Origin of the sequence: Hymenobacter sp. UYCo722, from assembly GCF_040547115.1 — a bacterium.
GTDB lineage: Bacteria > Bacteroidota > Bacteroidia > Cytophagales > Hymenobacteraceae > Hymenobacter.
In genome coordinates this window covers 696,985-712,855 of the sequence record NZ_JBEPPC010000001.1, presented here as the reverse complement: position 1 = coordinate 712,855, position 15,871 = coordinate 696,985, and the positions used below count along the sequence as shown (strand labels likewise).

At 60.6% G+C, this 15,871-nt stretch carries 16 protein-coding genes; 8 read left to right on the top strand and 8 right to left on the bottom strand.

The features are described 5' to 3' along the window. Positions 1–11: 11 nt before the first annotated feature. Both porT and ABIB44_RS03130 read left to right on the top strand, forming a co-directional pair. Positions 12–749: a type IX secretion/gliding motility protein PorT/SprT gene (gene porT / locus ABIB44_RS03135; protein WP_354583165.1), complete on the top strand. Its 738-nt coding sequence runs from the start codon at positions 12–14 to the stop codon at positions 747–749. A gap of 91 nt (positions 750–840) precedes the next feature. After that, on the top strand, positions 841–1,587 hold the full coding sequence (locus ABIB44_RS03130; RefSeq protein ID WP_354583164.1) for an SDR family NAD(P)-dependent oxidoreductase: 747 nt from the start codon (positions 841–843) through the stop codon (positions 1,585–1,587). 72 nt (positions 1,588–1,659) lie between these two features. Here the strand turns inward: ABIB44_RS03130 and ABIB44_RS03125 are convergent, their stop codons facing one another. Next, positions 1,660–2,304 carry an alpha/beta hydrolase gene (locus tag ABIB44_RS03125; protein WP_354583163.1) on the bottom strand — a complete coding sequence of 215 codons (645 nt, stop codon included), beginning with the start codon at positions 2,302–2,304 and terminating at the stop codon, positions 1,660–1,662. A 106-nt stretch (positions 2,305–2,410) separates the two neighbouring features. Beyond that, the gene (locus tag ABIB44_RS03120; protein WP_354583162.1) at positions 2,411–2,908 is read right to left on the bottom strand and encodes a cytidine deaminase; all 498 of its coding nucleotides are present in this window, start codon (positions 2,906–2,908) and stop codon (positions 2,411–2,413) included. A gap of 202 nt (positions 2,909–3,110) precedes the next feature. Between ABIB44_RS03120 and ABIB44_RS03115 the strand changes: the two genes are divergently transcribed. Further along, a complete protein-coding gene (locus ABIB44_RS03115) occupies positions 3,111–4,457 on the top strand; it encodes a saccharopine dehydrogenase family protein (protein ID WP_354583161.1) in 1,347 nt (448 codons plus the stop codon). A gap of 12 nt (positions 4,458–4,469) precedes the next feature. Here the strand turns inward: ABIB44_RS03115 and ABIB44_RS03110 are convergent, their stop codons facing one another. Next, the gene (locus tag ABIB44_RS03110) at positions 4,470–4,895 is read right to left on the bottom strand and encodes a hypothetical protein (protein WP_354583160.1); all 426 of its coding nucleotides are present in this window, start codon (positions 4,893–4,895) and stop codon (positions 4,470–4,472) included. Between the two features lie 459 nt (positions 4,896–5,354). Between ABIB44_RS03110 and ABIB44_RS03105 the strand changes: the two genes are divergently transcribed. Both ABIB44_RS03105 and ABIB44_RS03100 read left to right on the top strand, forming a co-directional pair. Then, positions 5,355–6,296, top strand: a complete 942-nt coding sequence (locus ABIB44_RS03105; RefSeq protein WP_354583159.1) for a hypothetical protein — start codon at positions 5,355–5,357, stop codon at positions 6,294–6,296. Then, positions 6,289–6,981 (top strand): ATP-binding cassette domain-containing protein, encoded by a 693-nt coding sequence (locus ABIB44_RS03100; RefSeq protein ID WP_354583158.1) that lies wholly within the window; start codon positions 6,289–6,291, stop codon positions 6,979–6,981. Before ABIB44_RS03105 ends, ABIB44_RS03100 begins: the two co-directional genes overlap by 8 nt. Before the next feature lie 63 nt (positions 6,982–7,044). Here the strand turns inward: ABIB44_RS03100 and ABIB44_RS03095 are convergent, their stop codons facing one another. From ABIB44_RS03095 to aroQ, 5 genes are all read right to left on the bottom strand, one after another. Further along, the gene (locus tag ABIB44_RS03095; RefSeq protein ID WP_354583157.1) at positions 7,045–7,770 is read right to left on the bottom strand and encodes a tRNA1(Val) (adenine(37)-N6)-methyltransferase; all 726 of its coding nucleotides are present in this window, start codon (positions 7,768–7,770) and stop codon (positions 7,045–7,047) included. Between the two features lie 56 nt (positions 7,771–7,826). Beyond that, complete coding sequence (rnhA, locus tag ABIB44_RS03090; protein ID WP_354583156.1) at positions 7,827–8,297, bottom strand: ribonuclease HI; 471 nt, start codon at positions 8,295–8,297, stop codon at positions 7,827–7,829. 85 nt (positions 8,298–8,382) lie between these two features. Next, positions 8,383–8,943 (bottom strand): MarC family protein, encoded by a 561-nt coding sequence (locus tag ABIB44_RS03085; RefSeq protein WP_354583155.1) that lies wholly within the window; start codon positions 8,941–8,943, stop codon positions 8,383–8,385. A 100-nt stretch (positions 8,944–9,043) separates the two neighbouring features. Beyond that, entirely contained in the window at positions 9,044–10,111 is a 1,068-nt protein-coding gene (locus tag ABIB44_RS03080) for an aminotransferase class V-fold PLP-dependent enzyme (RefSeq protein ID WP_354583154.1), read from the bottom strand. Positions 10,112–10,345: 234 nt separating this feature from the next. Beyond that, positions 10,346–10,792, bottom strand: a complete 447-nt coding sequence (aroQ, locus tag ABIB44_RS03075) for a type II 3-dehydroquinate dehydratase (RefSeq protein ID WP_354583153.1) — start codon at positions 10,790–10,792, stop codon at positions 10,346–10,348. Between the two features lie 147 nt (positions 10,793–10,939). Here aroQ and xerD point away from each other — a divergent pair, with 147 nt between their 5' ends. The 3 genes from xerD (at position 10,940) to lolA1 (ending at position 15,813) form a co-directional block, all read left to right on the top strand. Beyond that, a complete protein-coding gene (gene xerD / locus ABIB44_RS03070) occupies positions 10,940–11,839 on the top strand; it encodes a site-specific tyrosine recombinase XerD (protein WP_354583152.1) in 900 nt (299 codons plus the stop codon). Between the two features lie 193 nt (positions 11,840–12,032). After that, complete coding sequence (locus tag ABIB44_RS03065; RefSeq protein ID WP_354583151.1) at positions 12,033–15,020, top strand: FtsK/SpoIIIE family DNA translocase; 2,988 nt, start codon at positions 12,033–12,035, stop codon at positions 15,018–15,020. A 148-nt stretch (positions 15,021–15,168) separates the two neighbouring features. After that, positions 15,169–15,813, top strand: coding sequence for an outer membrane lipoprotein periplasmic chaperone LolA1 (lolA1, locus tag ABIB44_RS03060; RefSeq protein ID WP_354583150.1), 645 nt, complete (start codon positions 15,169–15,171; stop codon positions 15,811–15,813). The last annotated feature ends 58 nt before the right edge of the window (positions 15,814–15,871 follow it).

Below are 15,871 nucleotides of genomic sequence, written 5' to 3'. Positions count from 1 at the left end.
GGCTGGTCCTGGTGGCCAGTGTGCTTGCCTTGCTGCCCTCGGCGGCCCAGGCCCAGCGCAAAGCCCGCGCCCGCGTGAGCCGCAGCTCATCGGGTGTAGTGAAATCGGTGACGGTGCAAAACCTGCCGGCCTACGACGAACGGTGGTTTCACCCGGGCATGTACCTGAGCTTCTCCGGGGCGAAATTCAACCTGGAACAATCGGATTATTACGTGGCCAATAAGTGGGTGACGGCAAATTCCATCATCAGCCCGAGCCTGGGCGTGGGCTTCATTGCCGACGCGCGACTGGGCGGGCCGGATTCGCCGTTTATTCTGCGTTTTGCACCAGGTGTGAATTTCCAGACGCGTAGCATTGAGTTTCGGCCGATTGGTTATCCGTCGCCCGATTCCATCGTGACGCAGAATATCACATCGACAATCGTGCAGTTTCCACTGCTGATTAAATACCAATCGGACCGCCGCCGCAATGCTCGTATGTACATGATTGCGGGCTTGAACCCCACGCTGACGGCCAGCAACCGCCGCAGCGACCCGCTACACAACGTGCTGCGTGCCGAGGGCAGCGACCTGACGCTGGAGTATGGCGTAGGGCTGGAGCTTTTTTATCCGCTTTTTAAGCTGGCCCCCGAGTTGCGTTTCTCGCATGGCCTGCGAAACCTGTTGGTGCCGCGCAACGACGTTTTCAGTCGTAGCCTGCAATACATGAGTACCAACGCGGTGACGCTTTATATAAACATTCAGAATTAATTGGTTGTCAGTCATTGATTGTCAGTTCTTAGTTTCTGCCCGCAAATTTAAAAAGACTGACAACTAACCACCGGCAACCGACAACTTGAAGATGAAAACTGCTTTTGTTACCGGCGCGTCGTCGGGTATTGGCCGGGCTACGGCGGTGGCGCTGGCCAGGGCCGGCTTTCAGTTGGTAGTGACTGGCCGACGGCGCGAGCGGCTCGATGAGTTAGCTGCCGAGTTGGCTCCGGTTCCGGTGCACGTTCTGGAATTTGACGTGCGCGACCGCGCGGCCGTGCAGGCGGCCGTGGCCGGGCTACCGGAAGCGTTGCGGGCTCCGGATATTCTGGTAAATAATGCTGGCGGAGCGCATGGTCTGAGCCCCATTCAAACCGGCGACCCGGCTGACTGGGACCAGATGCTGGACGCTAACGTACGCGGCCTATTGAACGTAACGCACGCCCTGCTGCCGGGTATGACTGCCCGGCAAACCGGCTTCATCCTGAATGTGGGCTCAATTGCCGGGCAGGAGGCCTATGCCAATGGCAACGTGTATTGCGCCAGCAAAGCCGCTGTGCAGATGCTGACTAAAACCATGCGCCTCGACCTGCTGCCCACCGGCGTGCGGGTAGCCGAAGTGAACCCCGGAGCGGTGGAAACGGAATTTTCGCGGGTCCGATTCAAGGGCGATGAGGCGCGGGCCGCAAAAGTATACGAGGGTTTTGAGCCGTTGAGGGCTGAAGATATTGCTGATGTTATCGTGTTTATGGTGACGCGGCCGCCGCACGTAACGATTGCCGAAGTGCTGGTGCTGGCCGGGGAGCAGGGCGCGGCCACTACGATTAACCGAAAGTAGACAACCTGGTCTGGGGAGTGATTAGAGGGTAATTCCATTCGGCTGGACGTTCTGTTTCGGACCTTAGCGCGCTTACGCTGCCAGGCTTTCCAGTACGGCACGGCTTAGCTCGTGGCGGCCTTCGAAAACAACTAAGTTGGGTGCGGCTCCCAATTGTACTAGCTGCTGTTGCTGCTCGGTAGCCTCGGCGACGGAAATATATTCGTCGGCGGTGCCGATGACGAGGCTCAGGCGCAGCGATGCGAGTAGTTTGCGGGCCGCATCAGCGGCAATATCGTTGGGGAAGCCACCGGCCCACAGGATGAGGTGTACAGGACGAAAAATTGCGCGTGTGAGCCAGCGGCCGACGGTGGCAGTGCCCTGCGAGAAGCCCAGAACCGTAATTTCTACCTCGGCCGGGCACTTAGCCAGTACCAGTGCTGCCAGCTGATTGAGAAAGCCAATGTGGTCGTCGATTTCGGCCAGGCGGTCGTCGCGCGTCATCCAGCTGGCGCCTACGCGGCCACCATTGCCTTGCAGGTAAAAGCGGGATAGGCCTTCGGGGGCGATAACCACGGTATCAGCCTGGTTTTCGGTCAGAAAAGCGAAGTGACGCACAAAATATTTCGCCAGCTGCCCATAGCCGTGACAGACAAACCAGACGCGCCGGGTGCGGTTGGAAAGCTCGCCCAACTGCTGGTAGCGCGCCGTGCGGGCTACGGTGAGATGGTGCTCCATATTGGGGGTGTAGTTGCCAGTTGGTCGTTGTTGGTGTTCAAGCTATTCAGGAAGCTATCCACTGCTTACAGCTGATAACGCACAATTGACAACTCAACATGAGCAATTAAATCGAGGGAAGGTCGTCGGCCGAAAAGTTGAAAGGCATGATGGCACTAAGGCTGCTGAAGCGCAGAATCTTGCCGTCGCGGCCGGGCAGCAGCAATGGAATAGCCTGGCCTTGCCGGGTTTCATACTCCAACATTACCTGGCGGCAGGCACCGCAGGGGAGGGCGGGACCAAAATCGCCGTCGCTGGGGCGGGCGGCCACGGCCATGCCTACGATAAGCGCGTGGCCAGGCTGCGCAGCGGCCAGGCCGAACAAGGCCGTGCGCTCGGCACAGAGGCCCGAGGGGTAGGCGGCGTTTTCCTGATTAGTGCCTTTGAAAACGGTGCCATCGGCCAGCAGCAGGGCCGCGCCCACATGAAACCCGGAATAGGGCGCGTAGGAGTGGCTGGTGGCGTCGCGGGCAGCCTGCCAGGTGGTTTGTTCGGCCGGGGTGAGGTCGGCGACAGCGTCCAGCGCTTCGAAATTAATGAGATGCTGGCGGGAAATGCGAGCCATGCGGATGGGTTTAGGGGGCGGCGAAGGTAATACGCTGCGCTTAATGAAAAATGAACAATGATGAATTATGAATTGGAAATAGCGGACAGTGCTTAAACTTCCTCATTCCTCATTCCTCATTCCTCATTCCTCATTCCTCATTCCTCATTCCTCATTCCTCATTCCTCATTCCTCATTCAGCTCAACGTTCTACTTTTGCCGCATGACTTCCCGCCTATTGCTACTTGGGGCCGGCCGCTCGGCCTCGTCCCTCATCCAGTACCTGCTACGCCACGCGCCCACCGAAAACTGGTTTCTGACCGTGGCCGACGTGAACCCCGCGCACTTGGTGCCGGTGCTGGCTGCTCATTCCGAATATGCCCGCGCCGTGCCCTTCGACCTGGCCAACGAGGCCCAGTTGGAAGAGTTGGTGAGCCAGGCCGATGCCGTGATTTCGATGCTGCCGGCTACGCTGCATGCGGTGGTGGCGCGGGCCTGCGTGCGCCACGGCCGGCATCTGGCCACGGCCAGCTACGTGAGCCCCGAGATTCGGGCGCTGCACGATGAAGCTGCCGCCGCCGGCGTCACCCTGCTTATGGAGTGTGGGCTGGACCCGGGCCTCGACCATATGTCGGCTATGCGGGCCATTGCCCACATTCGGGCGCGGGGTGGGGTAATTACCAGTTTCAAAAGCTACTGCGGCGGCCTGCTGGTCCCGGCTGCGGAGGGCGATAATCCCTGGAAATATAAGTTCACCTGGAACCCGCGCAACGTGGTGCTGGCCGGCCAGGGCACGGCCAAATTCCTTGAAAACGGGCTGCCGCGCTTTATACCCTACCAGCAGCTGTTCGCCCGCACCGAAACGCTGACCGTACCCGAGTATGGCGATTTTGAAGGCTACGCCAACCGGGATTCGCTGAGCTACCGTGCGCCTTACGGGCTCGATGCAGTTCCGACTATTCTGCGCGGTACGCTGCGCCGGCCGGGCTACTGCGCCGCCTGGAATGCCTTGGTACGCCTGGGCCTGACCGACGACACTGTGAACCTCGATAACCCCGAAACCCTGACCTGGGCCGAACTGGTGGCCGCTTACCTGCCCACCTCGCACATTCCGCACCTCGATGTGGCCCAGCGCACGGCCACTTACCTCGGTCTGAACCCCACCGGCGAAGAAATGAGCCGTCTGAGCTGGCTGGGAATATTTTCGGAGCGCCCCGTGGGCCATGCCCATGCTACGCCAGCCCAGTTGCTGGAGCGCCTGCTGGCCGAAAAATGGCAGCTGCAACCCCATGACCACGACTTGATTGTGATGCAGCACCTTTTCGAGTTTGAGCTGAATGGTGCTACGCATCGCCTCACCTCGTCGCTGGCCGTAGAGGGCGACGATGCCACCCACACCGGCATGGCCAAAACCGTGGGCCTGCCGCTGGGCATGGCCGTGCGCCGTCTGCTGCGCGGCGAAGTAGCCCAGCGCGGGGTGCTTATCCCGGTGGATGCTGATTTGTATGAGCCTATTCTCGACGAGCTGGCGGCTGATTACGGCATTCGCTTTAGCGAAGTGGAGGGGTAATTGCCGGCCCCGTCATAAGCGGGCGGGGTCTACGTCCTGGGCTGTTCGATGAAAGTGCTTGCGCCGCAGCTTGCGACGGATATCGGCCGGAATGGGATTGCCCAGCGCGTAGCCTTCGATAATGGCGGCTTCGCGCCCGGCACTGTAGCGCTCCGTTTTCACCATGCCGACGGCGGCGAAAGCGGCTCCGGCCAGCACGTCCTGCCGGGCTTCCTGGGCAGTGGGGCGGCCGTCGGGGCGTCGGGCGGTATACTGCGCTCGCGAAACGGCGCTCCCGGCGGCGGCCGAGTAGCCGGCCCCATCGGCCCGTTTCTCGCGAAAAAGCTTTTGCACGGCAAACACCGTATCGCGGCCTTGTGCAAAAGCGGGGGTGGCGAAGCTCAGCGCGGCAACGAGCGCGCAGAAAGGCAGCAGTAGGAAAAGCTTTTTGATGGGCATAATTAGTCACGCATAAGTTAAGCGTATTAAATGGAACGTCATGCTTCATCTTGCGTCCGCGCAGTCGAAGCATCTCTACCTCGTAAGTAATGAATGGGATGCTTCGACTATGCTCAGCATGACCGCCCTTTTGCTACGATTACTTGTGTAATACTGCTTAAAATTGCTTGATTAACAGCGGTTTTAGACGGCATTAATTGGGTGCTATTATGGTAGCTGGAATCTAGTTCAGGGTACTAATTAACTTAAAAATGGCCTGATGATGAACGCAAGGCAGAAAATTGGTACGACCTGCCGAGGAGGTTTTGCTAAGTTGCTGCTACGCTGGTACTAAATTCTGCGACCACTCAAAAGTCCGTCTACTCAATTTTCCATGGGCCTCCAGCTGCAGCCCCGGACAATAGTTCGGTAGCAGCCATCGTTACCACCGACATGCTGGCACTTCGGGCTTACCTGTTATTGCGCGTTCGCTTGCTGGGCCGCTTGCTGCGCGAAATTGGCTGGCTGCGGCTGGCGCTGTTATTGCCGGTGGTGCTGGTGGCCTTGGGGCAGGGCCTCGTGCTGGCCGCCCGGCACCCCCAGGCCCAATGGGGGTTGCCGCTACTGGTGGTAGGGCAACTGGCGGTAGGGCATCGGCAGCGGTCCGACTTACGCTTTCTGGCTATTAGCGCGCCCCATTTTCGGCGCTGGCTAGCCGTAGAGTACGGGTTTGTGGCGCTGCTGATTGCCGGGGTACTGGCTGCTTTTCAGGACTGGGGGGCGGCAGTGGGTACGGTGGTGCTGGCACCAATGGTGGCGCTGCTACCGCCGGCGCGGGATATTCAGCACACGCGGCACCGCGTGCGCAGCCTGTTTCGCAGCGAGGCGTTTGAGTTGGTGAGCGGGCTGCGTGGCGGCGGGCAATGGGGCTGGCCGGTGTTGTTGGGCGGGGCCCTGTGGCAGCACGCTTCGCCGCTGGGGCCGGGGGTGGCGCTGCTGGTGTGGTTGCTGGTGCTGCTGTCCTGCTACGGTACGCCCGAACCCGTTACCATGCTGGTGCTGGCGGCTCGTGCGCCGGGGCCGTTTTTGCGGCGGCGGCTGGGGCTGGGCCTGAGTTATGCCGCGCTCACGGCGGCCCCGTTTTTCTGGCTGCTGGCGGTGGGGCCGGCGGGCAGAGCCGGGGCGTTGGCCGTGGCCGCGTTCTGGCTGGGGCTGGTGGCGCTGCTGATTCTCACCAAATATGCCTTCTACCCCAATGCCGTGCATATTCGCACCACGCAGGCGTTGGTGGTGGGCGTGGCACTCACGCTATTTGCGCACCCGGTGTATCCGGTGCTGCTGCTGGTGGCCGTGGGAGGGCTCATCTGGCAAAGCCAGCGGCGAATGCGCAGCATCCTTGGCAATCCGATTATCCATGCTTGAAATCCTAAACCTGCGCAAAGCCTTCGGCCACCACATGGTGCTGCAAGAGGTGAGCCTAAACCTGCTTCCCGGTACTATTCATGGGTTGGTGGGAGCCAATGGCGCGGGCAAAACTACCCTCATCAATTGCCTCTATGGGCTGGAAAACGACTTTGCGGGTACTATTCAGGACACGGCGGGCACCCCGGTGCGCGCGCACTGCGGCCTGTTGCCTTACGAGCCGTACTTCTACCCGCGCCTCACCGGGCGCGAGTACCTGGAGTTTTGCTTGCAGGCCCGCGGCCGGGCGGTGGTCGACTTCACTGGCTGGAACAAGCTGCTGGAATTGCCCCTCGACCAGTACGCCGACGAATACTCGGCCGGCATGCGCAAAAAACTGGCCCTGCTCGCGCTGCTGGTGCAGCGCTTCAACTACCTCATCCTCGACGAGCCTTTCAACGGGCTGGACCTCGAAGCCAACCTGCTGCTGAAGGAAATTCTGAGGCGGTTGCGTAACAGGGGCACGGGCATCCTGCTCACCTCGCACATCCTGGGCGCGCTCACCGAAACCTGCGACGAAATATCCGTGCTGGTGGGCGGCCGCGTGCAGCGACACTACGCGGCGGCGGAATTTGGCACCCTGGAAGCCGATTTGCTCGATAGCCTGCACCGCGAGAAGCTGGGCCTGCTGGCCGGGCTACTGTAGCGGCTTACGGCAGCTGGCTTCCGCTTGTACCCGGCTGGCGGTGCTACGGAAGCCAAGTGAGTGCTACAGGGCCAAATAAAACCCCGCCAGCAACGTCCGAAACGCGGCCGAATATTCCGCCTCGTTTTCGGCGGTCCGAATCGTCAGCTCGGATTCCCGCGTTGGCCCCGCACCCCGCCGAAACCCGGTAATGTGGCGCAGCGGCCGGCTGCCAGGCCGATGCCGCACTACCAGGCGGGTAGCCGGGGGTAACCCCACCGCCGCCGCTACCCGCTCGAACGCCCGCATCTCCAGCGGCGGCAGCAGAACGGTTAGCAAACCGGTTGGTAGTAGAAATGCCGCCGCGAAAGCCGCTAACGATTCAAAAGAAAGCGAGTCGGCCGCCTCGTGGCGGGCGGTAGCACGGGCTGCGTCGGGCGAGCGGAGCGACTGCCGAAAAAACGGCGGGTTGCAAACAATGTGGCTGAAATACCGGGGTTGCGTGGCCGCGAAATCAGCCAAGCTCAGGGCGCGTACTCCGATACGGTCGGCCCACGGGCTGGCTGCCGCATTGGCCGCCGCCTGGGTTGCGGCCGACGCATCAATTTCCACCGCTTCGATTGCGACGGTGGGGTGGCGCTGGGCGGCCATCAGGGCCAGCAGGCCGGTGCCGGTGCCGATGTCGAGTAGGCGGGTGGCACCGGTGAGGTCGGCGGCCGCGCCCAGCAGGCAGGCGTCGGTGCTGACTTTCATGGCGCACTGGCTTTGCTCGATGCGAAACCGCTGGAACTGGAAGTAGTCGTTGGGCAACGGGGGCGGGTTAGGTTTTAAATGTTAAAGGTTGAATCTGGCTTTTAACTCAACGTTCAATCCTCAGCATTCAATCCGCCTTTTTCATACCCCTCATCCACCACCAGGCCTTTGCCCAGCGCGCTTTGCACGGCCAGCACGTCGCAGCGTTCGTTTTCGGCGTGGCCGGCGTGGCCCTTTATCCAGTGGAAGGTGACCTTGCGCTGGCGGTATATGCGCAGGAAGCGCCGCCACAAATCCTCGTTGGCCTTTTTGCCGAAATCGGGTTTCTTCTCCCAGCCAAAAACCCACTTTTTCTCCACGGCGTCGACCACGTACTTCGAGTCGGACACGACGCGGATGGGCAGCTCGGGGCGCGTCACGGCCTCGAGGCCAACTATCACGGCCAGCAGCTCCATGCGGTTGTTGGTGGTGTGGCGGAAGCCCTGAGTGAGCTCCTTCTCGTGGGGGCCGTAGCGCAGAATGGCCCCGTAGCCGCCCGGGCCGGGGTTGCCGCGCGCCGAGCCATCGGTGAACAGGTGAATCATAATTGGTGCTTGGTACTTGGTTGTTGGTGCTTAGTGTAGGCCATTCAACAGAAATAGCCAAGCACCAAGCACCAACAACCAAGCACTAAAAATTGGCTTTAAACAGCTTGATGGCGATGGCCAGCAGAATCACGCCGAACACGCGGCGCAGCACGTCTTCGCCAGCTTTACCGAGCTTGCGCTCAATCCAGGGGCTGGTTTTGAGCACGGCGTACACGAAAACAAGGTTGAGCAGGATGCCGACCAGGATGTTGGGCAGGGTGTAGGCGGCGCGCAGCGAGAGCAGCGTCGTCATGGTGCCGGCCCCGGTGATGAGCGGAAACGCCAGCGGCACAATGGAGCCGGTGCTGGCCGTGAGGTCGGAATGAAAAAGCTGGATGCCGAGTATCATTTCGAGCCCGATAAGGAAGATGATGACCGCGCCAGCCAGCGCAAAGCTCTCATTGTCGACCCCAAACAGATGCAAAATGCTCTGGCCCAGAAACAGAAAAGTCACCATCAGGCAGCCGGCCACGAAGGTGGCCAGCTCAGCTTTAATCTGCCCCTCGCGCTGCCGAATCTGAATGATAATCGGGATGGAGCCGATGATGTCAATCACCGCGAAGAGGGTGAGCGTGACGGAGAATATTTGCTGGAGGCTGAGCATGACGATAATTAAAAATTGAGAATTAAAAATTAAAAATGAAATAGGAGAACCCTTGACGGGTGCTCATTCTTAATTCTTTATTTTTAATTTTTAATGCATCTCACCCCGGAAATTCCTTGGCGAAAAACTGCACCAGTGCCTCGAAAGCGGCATCGGGTACGGCGGGGAAGTTGGCGATGCGAATGGTGGTGCTTTTGAGCGGGCCGTAGCCGCTGCCCAGCTGCAGGCCGGCCTCCCGGGCCTTGGCCTTAATTTCTTCGATGAGGGCCGCGTCGCCGGCCAAGCCGATGACGGTAGTGCTGCGCGTTTCGGGATTCGTGACGAAAGGCTTGAGCGGCGTGGCTTGCTCGAAGAAGTCGTAGAGCTTCTGGGCGCGGTCGGCCAGGTGCTGATGGATGGCTTTGATGGGCTCGCGGTCGGCCAGCACGCGGCTGAGCAGGTAAATGCCCAGCACATTGGGCGTGTAGTTAGTCTGGTGGTTTAGCATCTGGCTCAGCATGGCGGGCAGGCCGTTGTAGTGGGCGCGGTCGTTAACGAGCTTGGCCTGGGCCACGGCGCGGGGCGATAAAATCAGCACCCCCAGGCCGGCGGGTAGTCCGAAGCACTTCTGCACCGACCCAAACCACACGTCGGCTTTGATGTATTTCAGGTTAAGCCCGGCCAGCGAGCTGGTGGCATCCACGGCCAGCAGGGCCCCGCCGAGGCGATTATACAGGTTCAGGATGAAGCCCTCGCGCAGCTGGGTGGCAGTGCTGGTTTCGTTCTGGGTGATGCACACCAGGTCGGTATCGTCGGGGGCGAAGGGCAGGCTGGCCACGTCGGGTACCTCATCGAGCCCAAAGCTCAGGCCCGTACTATCCGGCCGCAGGGCCTTAGCGTACTTGAACCATTTTTCGCCAAAATCACCGTTGTACAGGTGAAATGAGCGGCGCGGCGTAAGGCTCTGAGTCAGGATTTCCCAGCTCTCGGTGGCCGAGCCCGTGAACAGCACGGTGTAATCCTGCGGTACGTTGAGCTTGGTTTTGAGGTCGGTCACGGTCTGGCGCACTAGGGCCGTGACCTTTTCAGAGCGGTGCGGAGCCGAGAGCCAGCCCTCATCGAAGGCATCGGTGAGGTACTGCCGAACGGCCGGATATACGGCCGAAGGCCCGGGATTGAAGGTATACATGAGGAAGAAAGGCTAGGGGAGAAGCGCGCCGCCGCTGCAAAGGTAGCGGCTATACCAACCGTCGAGCGAAGGATTTTGGTGCAAACGGACGCGGATGGTAATGGGCGGAGAACACTGCTGTTGTCGCTAACCGTAACTGATTTCATCCGCTCCACCGACAGTTTTTTTGTGTCAATAAGGGTCCGTATTGGCACATGCTGCCGCCTTTTCAAGCCGAGTGTAGCCCCTGAATCATCACACCCGAAAACCAACGCGTTTGGGCTGCTGGTTCACGAACCACTGCACGGCCAGCCGGTAGCTTTCGAGCCCGAAGCCGCTGATGCTGCCGGCGCAGTTGCGCCCCAGCAGGCTCTTTTGGCGAAAATCTTCGCGGGCGTGCAGGTTGCTCAGGTGCACCTCCACCACGGGCGAGTTGATGGCGGCCACGGCATCGGCCAGGGCCACGCTGGTATGAGTGTAGCCGCCGGCGTTCAGCACGATGCCGTGGTGGTTGAAGCCTACTTCGTGCAGCTTATCCAGCATCGCGCCCTCGTGGTTGCTCTGAAAATGCGTGAGCGAAAGCTGCGGGAAGGCTTGCTGAAGCTCGGGGAAAAAGTCGTCGAACGAGCGGTTGCCGTAAATGCCGGGCTCGCGGCGGCCAAGCAGGTTGAGGTTGGGGCCGTTGAGAATAAGAATGTCCATCGTTAAGGATAAGTTTGCTTACAAAAGAACGTCATGCTGAACGCAGTGAAGCCGCTCTACCTCGAAGAGTAATCATTTACTTACGCAGTAGAGAGGCTTCACTGCGTTCAGCATGACGTTCTTTGGGCTCAGAATATTCCTCCGCCCATGACCTGGCCCCAAGCCCTCAAACAGTTCGACGGCTACCTGCGCCTCGAAAAGTCGCTCTCGCCCAACTCGGTGGAGGCCTACGTCCGCGACATCAGCAAGCTCCAGCAGTTTCTTGTCATCCAAAAACTACCAATCGGCCCCACGCAGGTGAGCACTGCCGTGCTGCGCGAATTTCTCAGTACGCTGCAAGGCCTGGGCCTGAGCGCCACCTCGCAGGCCCGCACGCTTTCGGGCCTCAAGGCGTTTTTCAGCTTTCTCATCATGGAAGACTTGCTGAAAATAGACCCCACCGATACCCTGGAAGCCCCTAAAACCGGCCGCCACCTGCCCGATACTCTCAGCTACCCCGAGGTGGAGCAGCTGCTGGCCGCCATCGACTTGAGCACCGACGAAGGCCTGCGCACCCGCGCCTTGCTCGAAGTGCTTTACTCGTCGGGCCTGCGCGTGAGCGAGCTCTGCGACCTGCGACTAAGCAATATCTACGTCGACGAAGGCTTTATGAAAGTGGTGGGCAAGGGCAACAAGGAACGGCTGGTGCCCGTGGGCCGCGAAGCCCTCAAGCACCTCAACTTCTACCTCAGCAGCGTGCGCGGGCACCTCGACATCAAGCCCGGCAGCGAAGATTTCTCGTTTCTGAGCAAGAATGGCCGGCCGCTTTCGCGCATCACCGTCTTCACCACCCTCAAGAAGCTAGCCGAGCAGGCGGGCCTGCGTAAAACCATCAGCCCGCACACGCTGCGGCACTCGTTTGCCACCCATTTGATTGAGGGCGGGGCCGACCTGCGCGCCGTGCAGGAAATGCTGGGCCACGCCAGCATCACGACCACCGAGATTTATACCCACCTGGACCGGGACTTCCTGCGGCAGGTGATTACCGAGTTTCATCCGCGCAGCTAGGGTGGGGCAGGGGGGCGGCTCATTAAAAAACGTTATGCCGAGCGCAGCCGAGGCATCTCGCGCGGGGTAGCAATTCCATCGATTGATTTACTGCTTCACGCGGGATGCTTCGGCTGCGCTCGGCATGGCGTTCCATAATCACCTGTTGCATCCCGCCCGCATTGTGTAAATTTGACCTTTCTGCATCCGTCGAATGGCCGATAACCGTTATAAAAACACTCCCGCCGGCCCCACGGCCAACCGCCCGAACGAGCCCCGGGCCAACCGCCGCAACGAGCCCCGGGCCAACGACCCCGCGCCCGCGCCCGCCGCTCGTCCGGAGCCTCGCCCCGCCGCTGCCAACGTGCCCAAAACCGCTCGCGCCACTCAGGCCCCGGCGGCCAAACCCGCCAAACCGCCCCGCGCCCCGCGTGGCCCCCTACCCGGCGTGGGCAACCTGCTGAGCCTGCTGCGCGACCGCCGTTTCCACCTGTTCGTGGGCTTTGGGCTGCTGCTGGGCAGTCTTTACCTCACCATCGCCTTCACCTCCTTCCTCTTCACCGGCCACGCCGACCAGAGCGTGGTGGGGGCCATGAGCACCTTGCCGGTGAAGGAGGCCGGCGCGGAATCGCACAATTGGCTGGGCCTGCTCGGGGCCTGGGCCGCCGAACTGTTCATTTACAAGCTGTTTGGCGTGGCGGCTTTTGCCCTCATTCCCGTCGTGTTTTTCCTCGGATACAAGATTGTGTTCCGCGCCGCGCCGGTTTCGGTGAGCTACGTGCTGGCCTTGGGCTTGTTCGCGATGGCCTGGTTGAGCATCCTGATGGGCTATGTGGTGGTGAGCCTCGACGGGGCCGACCCCGTGCTGGCTCATCGGCTCGATTTTCTGTGCGGAGGTGTGGGCTACGAGGCTGCGTCGTGGCTTAATAGCCTCATTGGCTGGGGCACGGTGCTGCTGCTGGCCTTCCTGCTGATTTCGTTCGTGGTGTTCTTTTTCAACGTCACCAGCCTGAATCTGGGGAGCTTCCGCCGCCTCAGCACCGATGATGACCCCGACGAAGACGCCGAGCTCGAAGCCGAAATTGCCGCCGAGCAGGCCGCTGCTGTGCGCCCGGCCCCCGCGGCCGATGTCCCGGCTATGGTACTTAAAACCCGCCCCGGGGCCCCCGATACGGCCGTGGCAACACAAGCCGCTGGCCCCGCTTTGGAGTTGGCCGATGAGGATGAGGATGAAAAGGCGCTCGCATCAACCGCGTCTGCCGTGAAAGAGTATGAGCCCGCCCCGCGCCCCGGTGCCAGCTTGCCGTTGAGCGTCGCCGGAGCCGTCGGGGCCAGCGCAGTAGGAACCGCTGCCGCCGCTTCTTCGCTCGGCACATCGGTTGCCGGAGGCGCACTGGCGGCCGCCGTTGCGCCGTTGGCGGCCAGCGGCCCGGCTTTCTCCATCGAAATGCCTGTTGCCGAAGAGCCCGCTGCAACTCCTGGCATCCCGGTTTCCGCGATTCCTACGCCGCTCTCGCTGGCCGATTTGGCCGATGGGGACCTGCCCGCTACTCGCTCGCCGCTCCTTGGTTCCCCGCCTCGCCCGCTCGAAATTACGGTGCCCGGCCGCGACGACCTTGACCCCAACGCCGGGGCCGACATCGCGGCCGTGGCCGATGAGGACGAGGATGCCGACGCCATGCCGGCCGGCAACTATGACCCCACGCTGGAGCTTTCGCGCTTCCAGTTCCCCACCCTGGAGTTGCTCAACGACTACGGCGTGGCCAAAGCCCAGGTCACCAAGGAAGAGCTGGAGGCCAACAAGGACCGCATCGTGGAGACGCTGGGCCACTACGGCATCAGCATCGCCAGCATCAAGGCCACCATCGGACCGACGGTGACGCTCTACGAAATCGTGCCCGAGGCCGGGGTGCGCATCTCCAAAATCAAGGCCCTCGAGGATGACATTGCCCTGAGCCTGGCCGCGTTGGGTATCCGCATCATCGCGCCCATTCCGGGCAAGGGCACCATTGGTATTGAGGTGCCGAATACGAAAAAGGAGATGGTGAGCATCCGCTCGGTGCTGGGCTCGGAGAAGTTTGCCCGCTCGGAAATGGACCTGCCCATCGCCTTCGGCCGCACCATCACCAACGAGGTGTTCGTGGCCGATTTGGCCAAAATGCCCCACCTGCTCATGGCCGGGGCCACGGGCCAGGGCAAGTCGGTGGGCCTGAACGTGATTCTGGCCTCGCTGCTCTACAAGCGCCACCCGGCCACGCTCAAGTTCGTGCTCGTCGACCCCAAAAAGGTGGAATTGAGCATTTTTAACAAGATTGAGCGGCACTACCTGGCCAAGCTGCCCGACACCGACGAGGCCATCATCACCGACACGAAGAAGGTGGTGAACACGCTGAATTCGCTCTGCATGGAGATGGACCGGCGCTACGACCTGCTGAAGGAAGCCGGCTGCCGCAACCTGAAGGAGTATAACGCCAAGTTCATCGAGCGCCGCCTCAACCCCAAGAAAGGCCACCGCTTCCTGCCCTTCATCGTGCTGGTCATCGACGAGCTGGCCGACCTGATGATGACCGCCGGCAAGGAGGTGGAAACGCCCATTGCCCGCCTCGCCCAGCTGGCCCGCGCCATCGGTATCCACCTCATCGTGGCCACCCAGCGCCCTTCGGTGAACGTGATTACCGGCATCATCAAGGCCAACTTCCCTTGCCGCATCTCCTTCAAGGTGACCAGTAAAATCGACTCGCGCACCATTCTCGATACCGGCGGAGCCGACCAACTCATTGGCCAGGGCGACATGCTGTTCTCGGCCGGCTCCGACCTGATTCGGGTGCAGTGCGCCTTCATCGACACGCCGGAAGTGGACCGCGTCTGCGACTTCATTGGTGAGCAGCAGGGCTACTCCGACGCCTACCTGCTGCCCGAAGTGGCCGGAGCCGATGGCGATGCCGGCAGCGGCAACGAGGAAATGGACCCCTCGGAGCGCGACTCCATGTTCGAGGACGCGGCCCGCTGCATCGTGCTGCACCAGCAGGGCAGCACCAGCCTGCTCCAGCGCAAACTCAAGCTGGGCTACAACCGCGCCGGCCGCCTGATTGACCAACTCCAGCACGCCGGCATCGTGGGACCCTTCGAGGGCAGCAAGGCCCGCGACGTGCTCATTCCCGACGAATACCAGTTGGAGCAGCTGCTGAATTCGCTGAAGTAGACCCAACCAGTAGCGTAAGCAGCCGCTTGCGCTACTTTTTTTGGTTTCATTTGTACTTCATGGGCAATCTGGCCGGACGTTTGTTATTCAACTCCCGTATCAGGCACTCAAAGCGAGGCTCCTGCGCCTCTTGACAATTACTCTCCAAATGAAAAAATCCCTTTCCCTGCTGTTTTTCGCGGCCACGCTGGCCTTGCCAGCCGCCGCCCAGCAAGACCCTAAAGCCGGTAAAATCCTCGACCAGATGAGCGCCAAATACCAGGCGCTGAAAGCATTCCAGGCTACTTTTACCCAGACGCTGGAAAATCCCAGCGCCAAAGTAAAGCAGAATATCAACGGCGACATCGTGGTAAGCGGCCAGAAATTCCGCCTCAAAATCAGTGGTCAGGAAGTTATCAACGACGGTAAAACAACCTGGACCTACCTGAAGAACGAAAACGAGGTGAACATCTCCGACTCGGACCCGGATGCGCAGGAAATGTCGCCCTCCCAGATTTATACGATGTATAAGAAGGGCTACAAATACACCTACGTGCAGCAGGTGACTGAAGGCGGCGAGCCGCTCGACGTAATTGAGCTGGTTCCCGAAAACCGGCAGAATGACTTGTTCAAGGTGCGCCTGAAAGTGCGCAAGAAGGATACCTCGGTGAAAAGCTGGCAGATGTTTAAGAAGAACGGGAACCAGTATACTTTCCTCATCAAAAATTTCAAGCCCAATCCGCCCACCGATGCCGGTACTTTTGCCTTTGACAAAGCCAAGTACAAAGGCGTGAAGGTGGTAGACCTGCGCTAGTTTTCAGAAATAAGGTGATTTAAAAAACGGCCCGCTCCGAAAGAGGCGGGCCGTTTTA

What these genes read in the sequence shown, in the direction of transcription:
- ABIB44_RS03130 (WP_354583164.1), top strand. Translation starts at nt 841, where the DNA reads ATGAAAACTGCTTTTGTTACCGGCGCGTCGTCGGGTATTGGCCGGGCT.
- ABIB44_RS03125 (WP_354583163.1), bottom strand. Translation starts at nt 2,304, where the DNA reads ATGGAGCACCATCTCACCGTAGCCCGCACGGCGCGCTACCAGCAGTTG.
- ABIB44_RS03120 (WP_354583162.1), bottom strand. Translation starts at nt 2,908, where the DNA reads ATGGCTCGCATTTCCCGCCAGCATCTCATTAATTTCGAAGCGCTGGAC.
- ABIB44_RS03115 (WP_354583161.1), top strand. Translation starts at nt 3,111, where the DNA reads ATGACTTCCCGCCTATTGCTACTTGGGGCCGGCCGCTCGGCCTCGTCC.
- ABIB44_RS03110 (WP_354583160.1), bottom strand. Translation starts at nt 4,895, where the DNA reads ATGCCCATCAAAAAGCTTTTCCTACTGCTGCCTTTCTGCGCGCTCGTT.
- ABIB44_RS03100 (WP_354583158.1), top strand. Translation starts at nt 6,289, where the DNA reads ATGCTTGAAATCCTAAACCTGCGCAAAGCCTTCGGCCACCACATGGTG.
- rnhA (WP_354583156.1), bottom strand. Translation starts at nt 8,297, where the DNA reads ATGATTCACCTGTTCACCGATGGCTCGGCGCGCGGCAACCCCGGCCCG.
- ABIB44_RS03085 (WP_354583155.1), bottom strand. Translation starts at nt 8,943, where the DNA reads ATGCTCAGCCTCCAGCAAATATTCTCCGTCACGCTCACCCTCTTCGCG.
- ABIB44_RS03080 (WP_354583154.1), bottom strand. Translation starts at nt 10,111, where the DNA reads ATGTATACCTTCAATCCCGGGCCTTCGGCCGTATATCCGGCCGTTCGG.
- aroQ (WP_354583153.1), bottom strand. Translation starts at nt 10,792, where the DNA reads ATGGACATTCTTATTCTCAACGGCCCCAACCTCAACCTGCTTGGCCGC.
- xerD (WP_354583152.1), top strand. Translation starts at nt 10,940, where the DNA reads ATGACCTGGCCCCAAGCCCTCAAACAGTTCGACGGCTACCTGCGCCTC.
- ABIB44_RS03065 (WP_354583151.1), top strand. Translation starts at nt 12,033, where the DNA reads ATGGCCGATAACCGTTATAAAAACACTCCCGCCGGCCCCACGGCCAAC.
- lolA1 (WP_354583150.1), top strand. Translation starts at nt 15,169, where the DNA reads ATGAAAAAATCCCTTTCCCTGCTGTTTTTCGCGGCCACGCTGGCCTTG.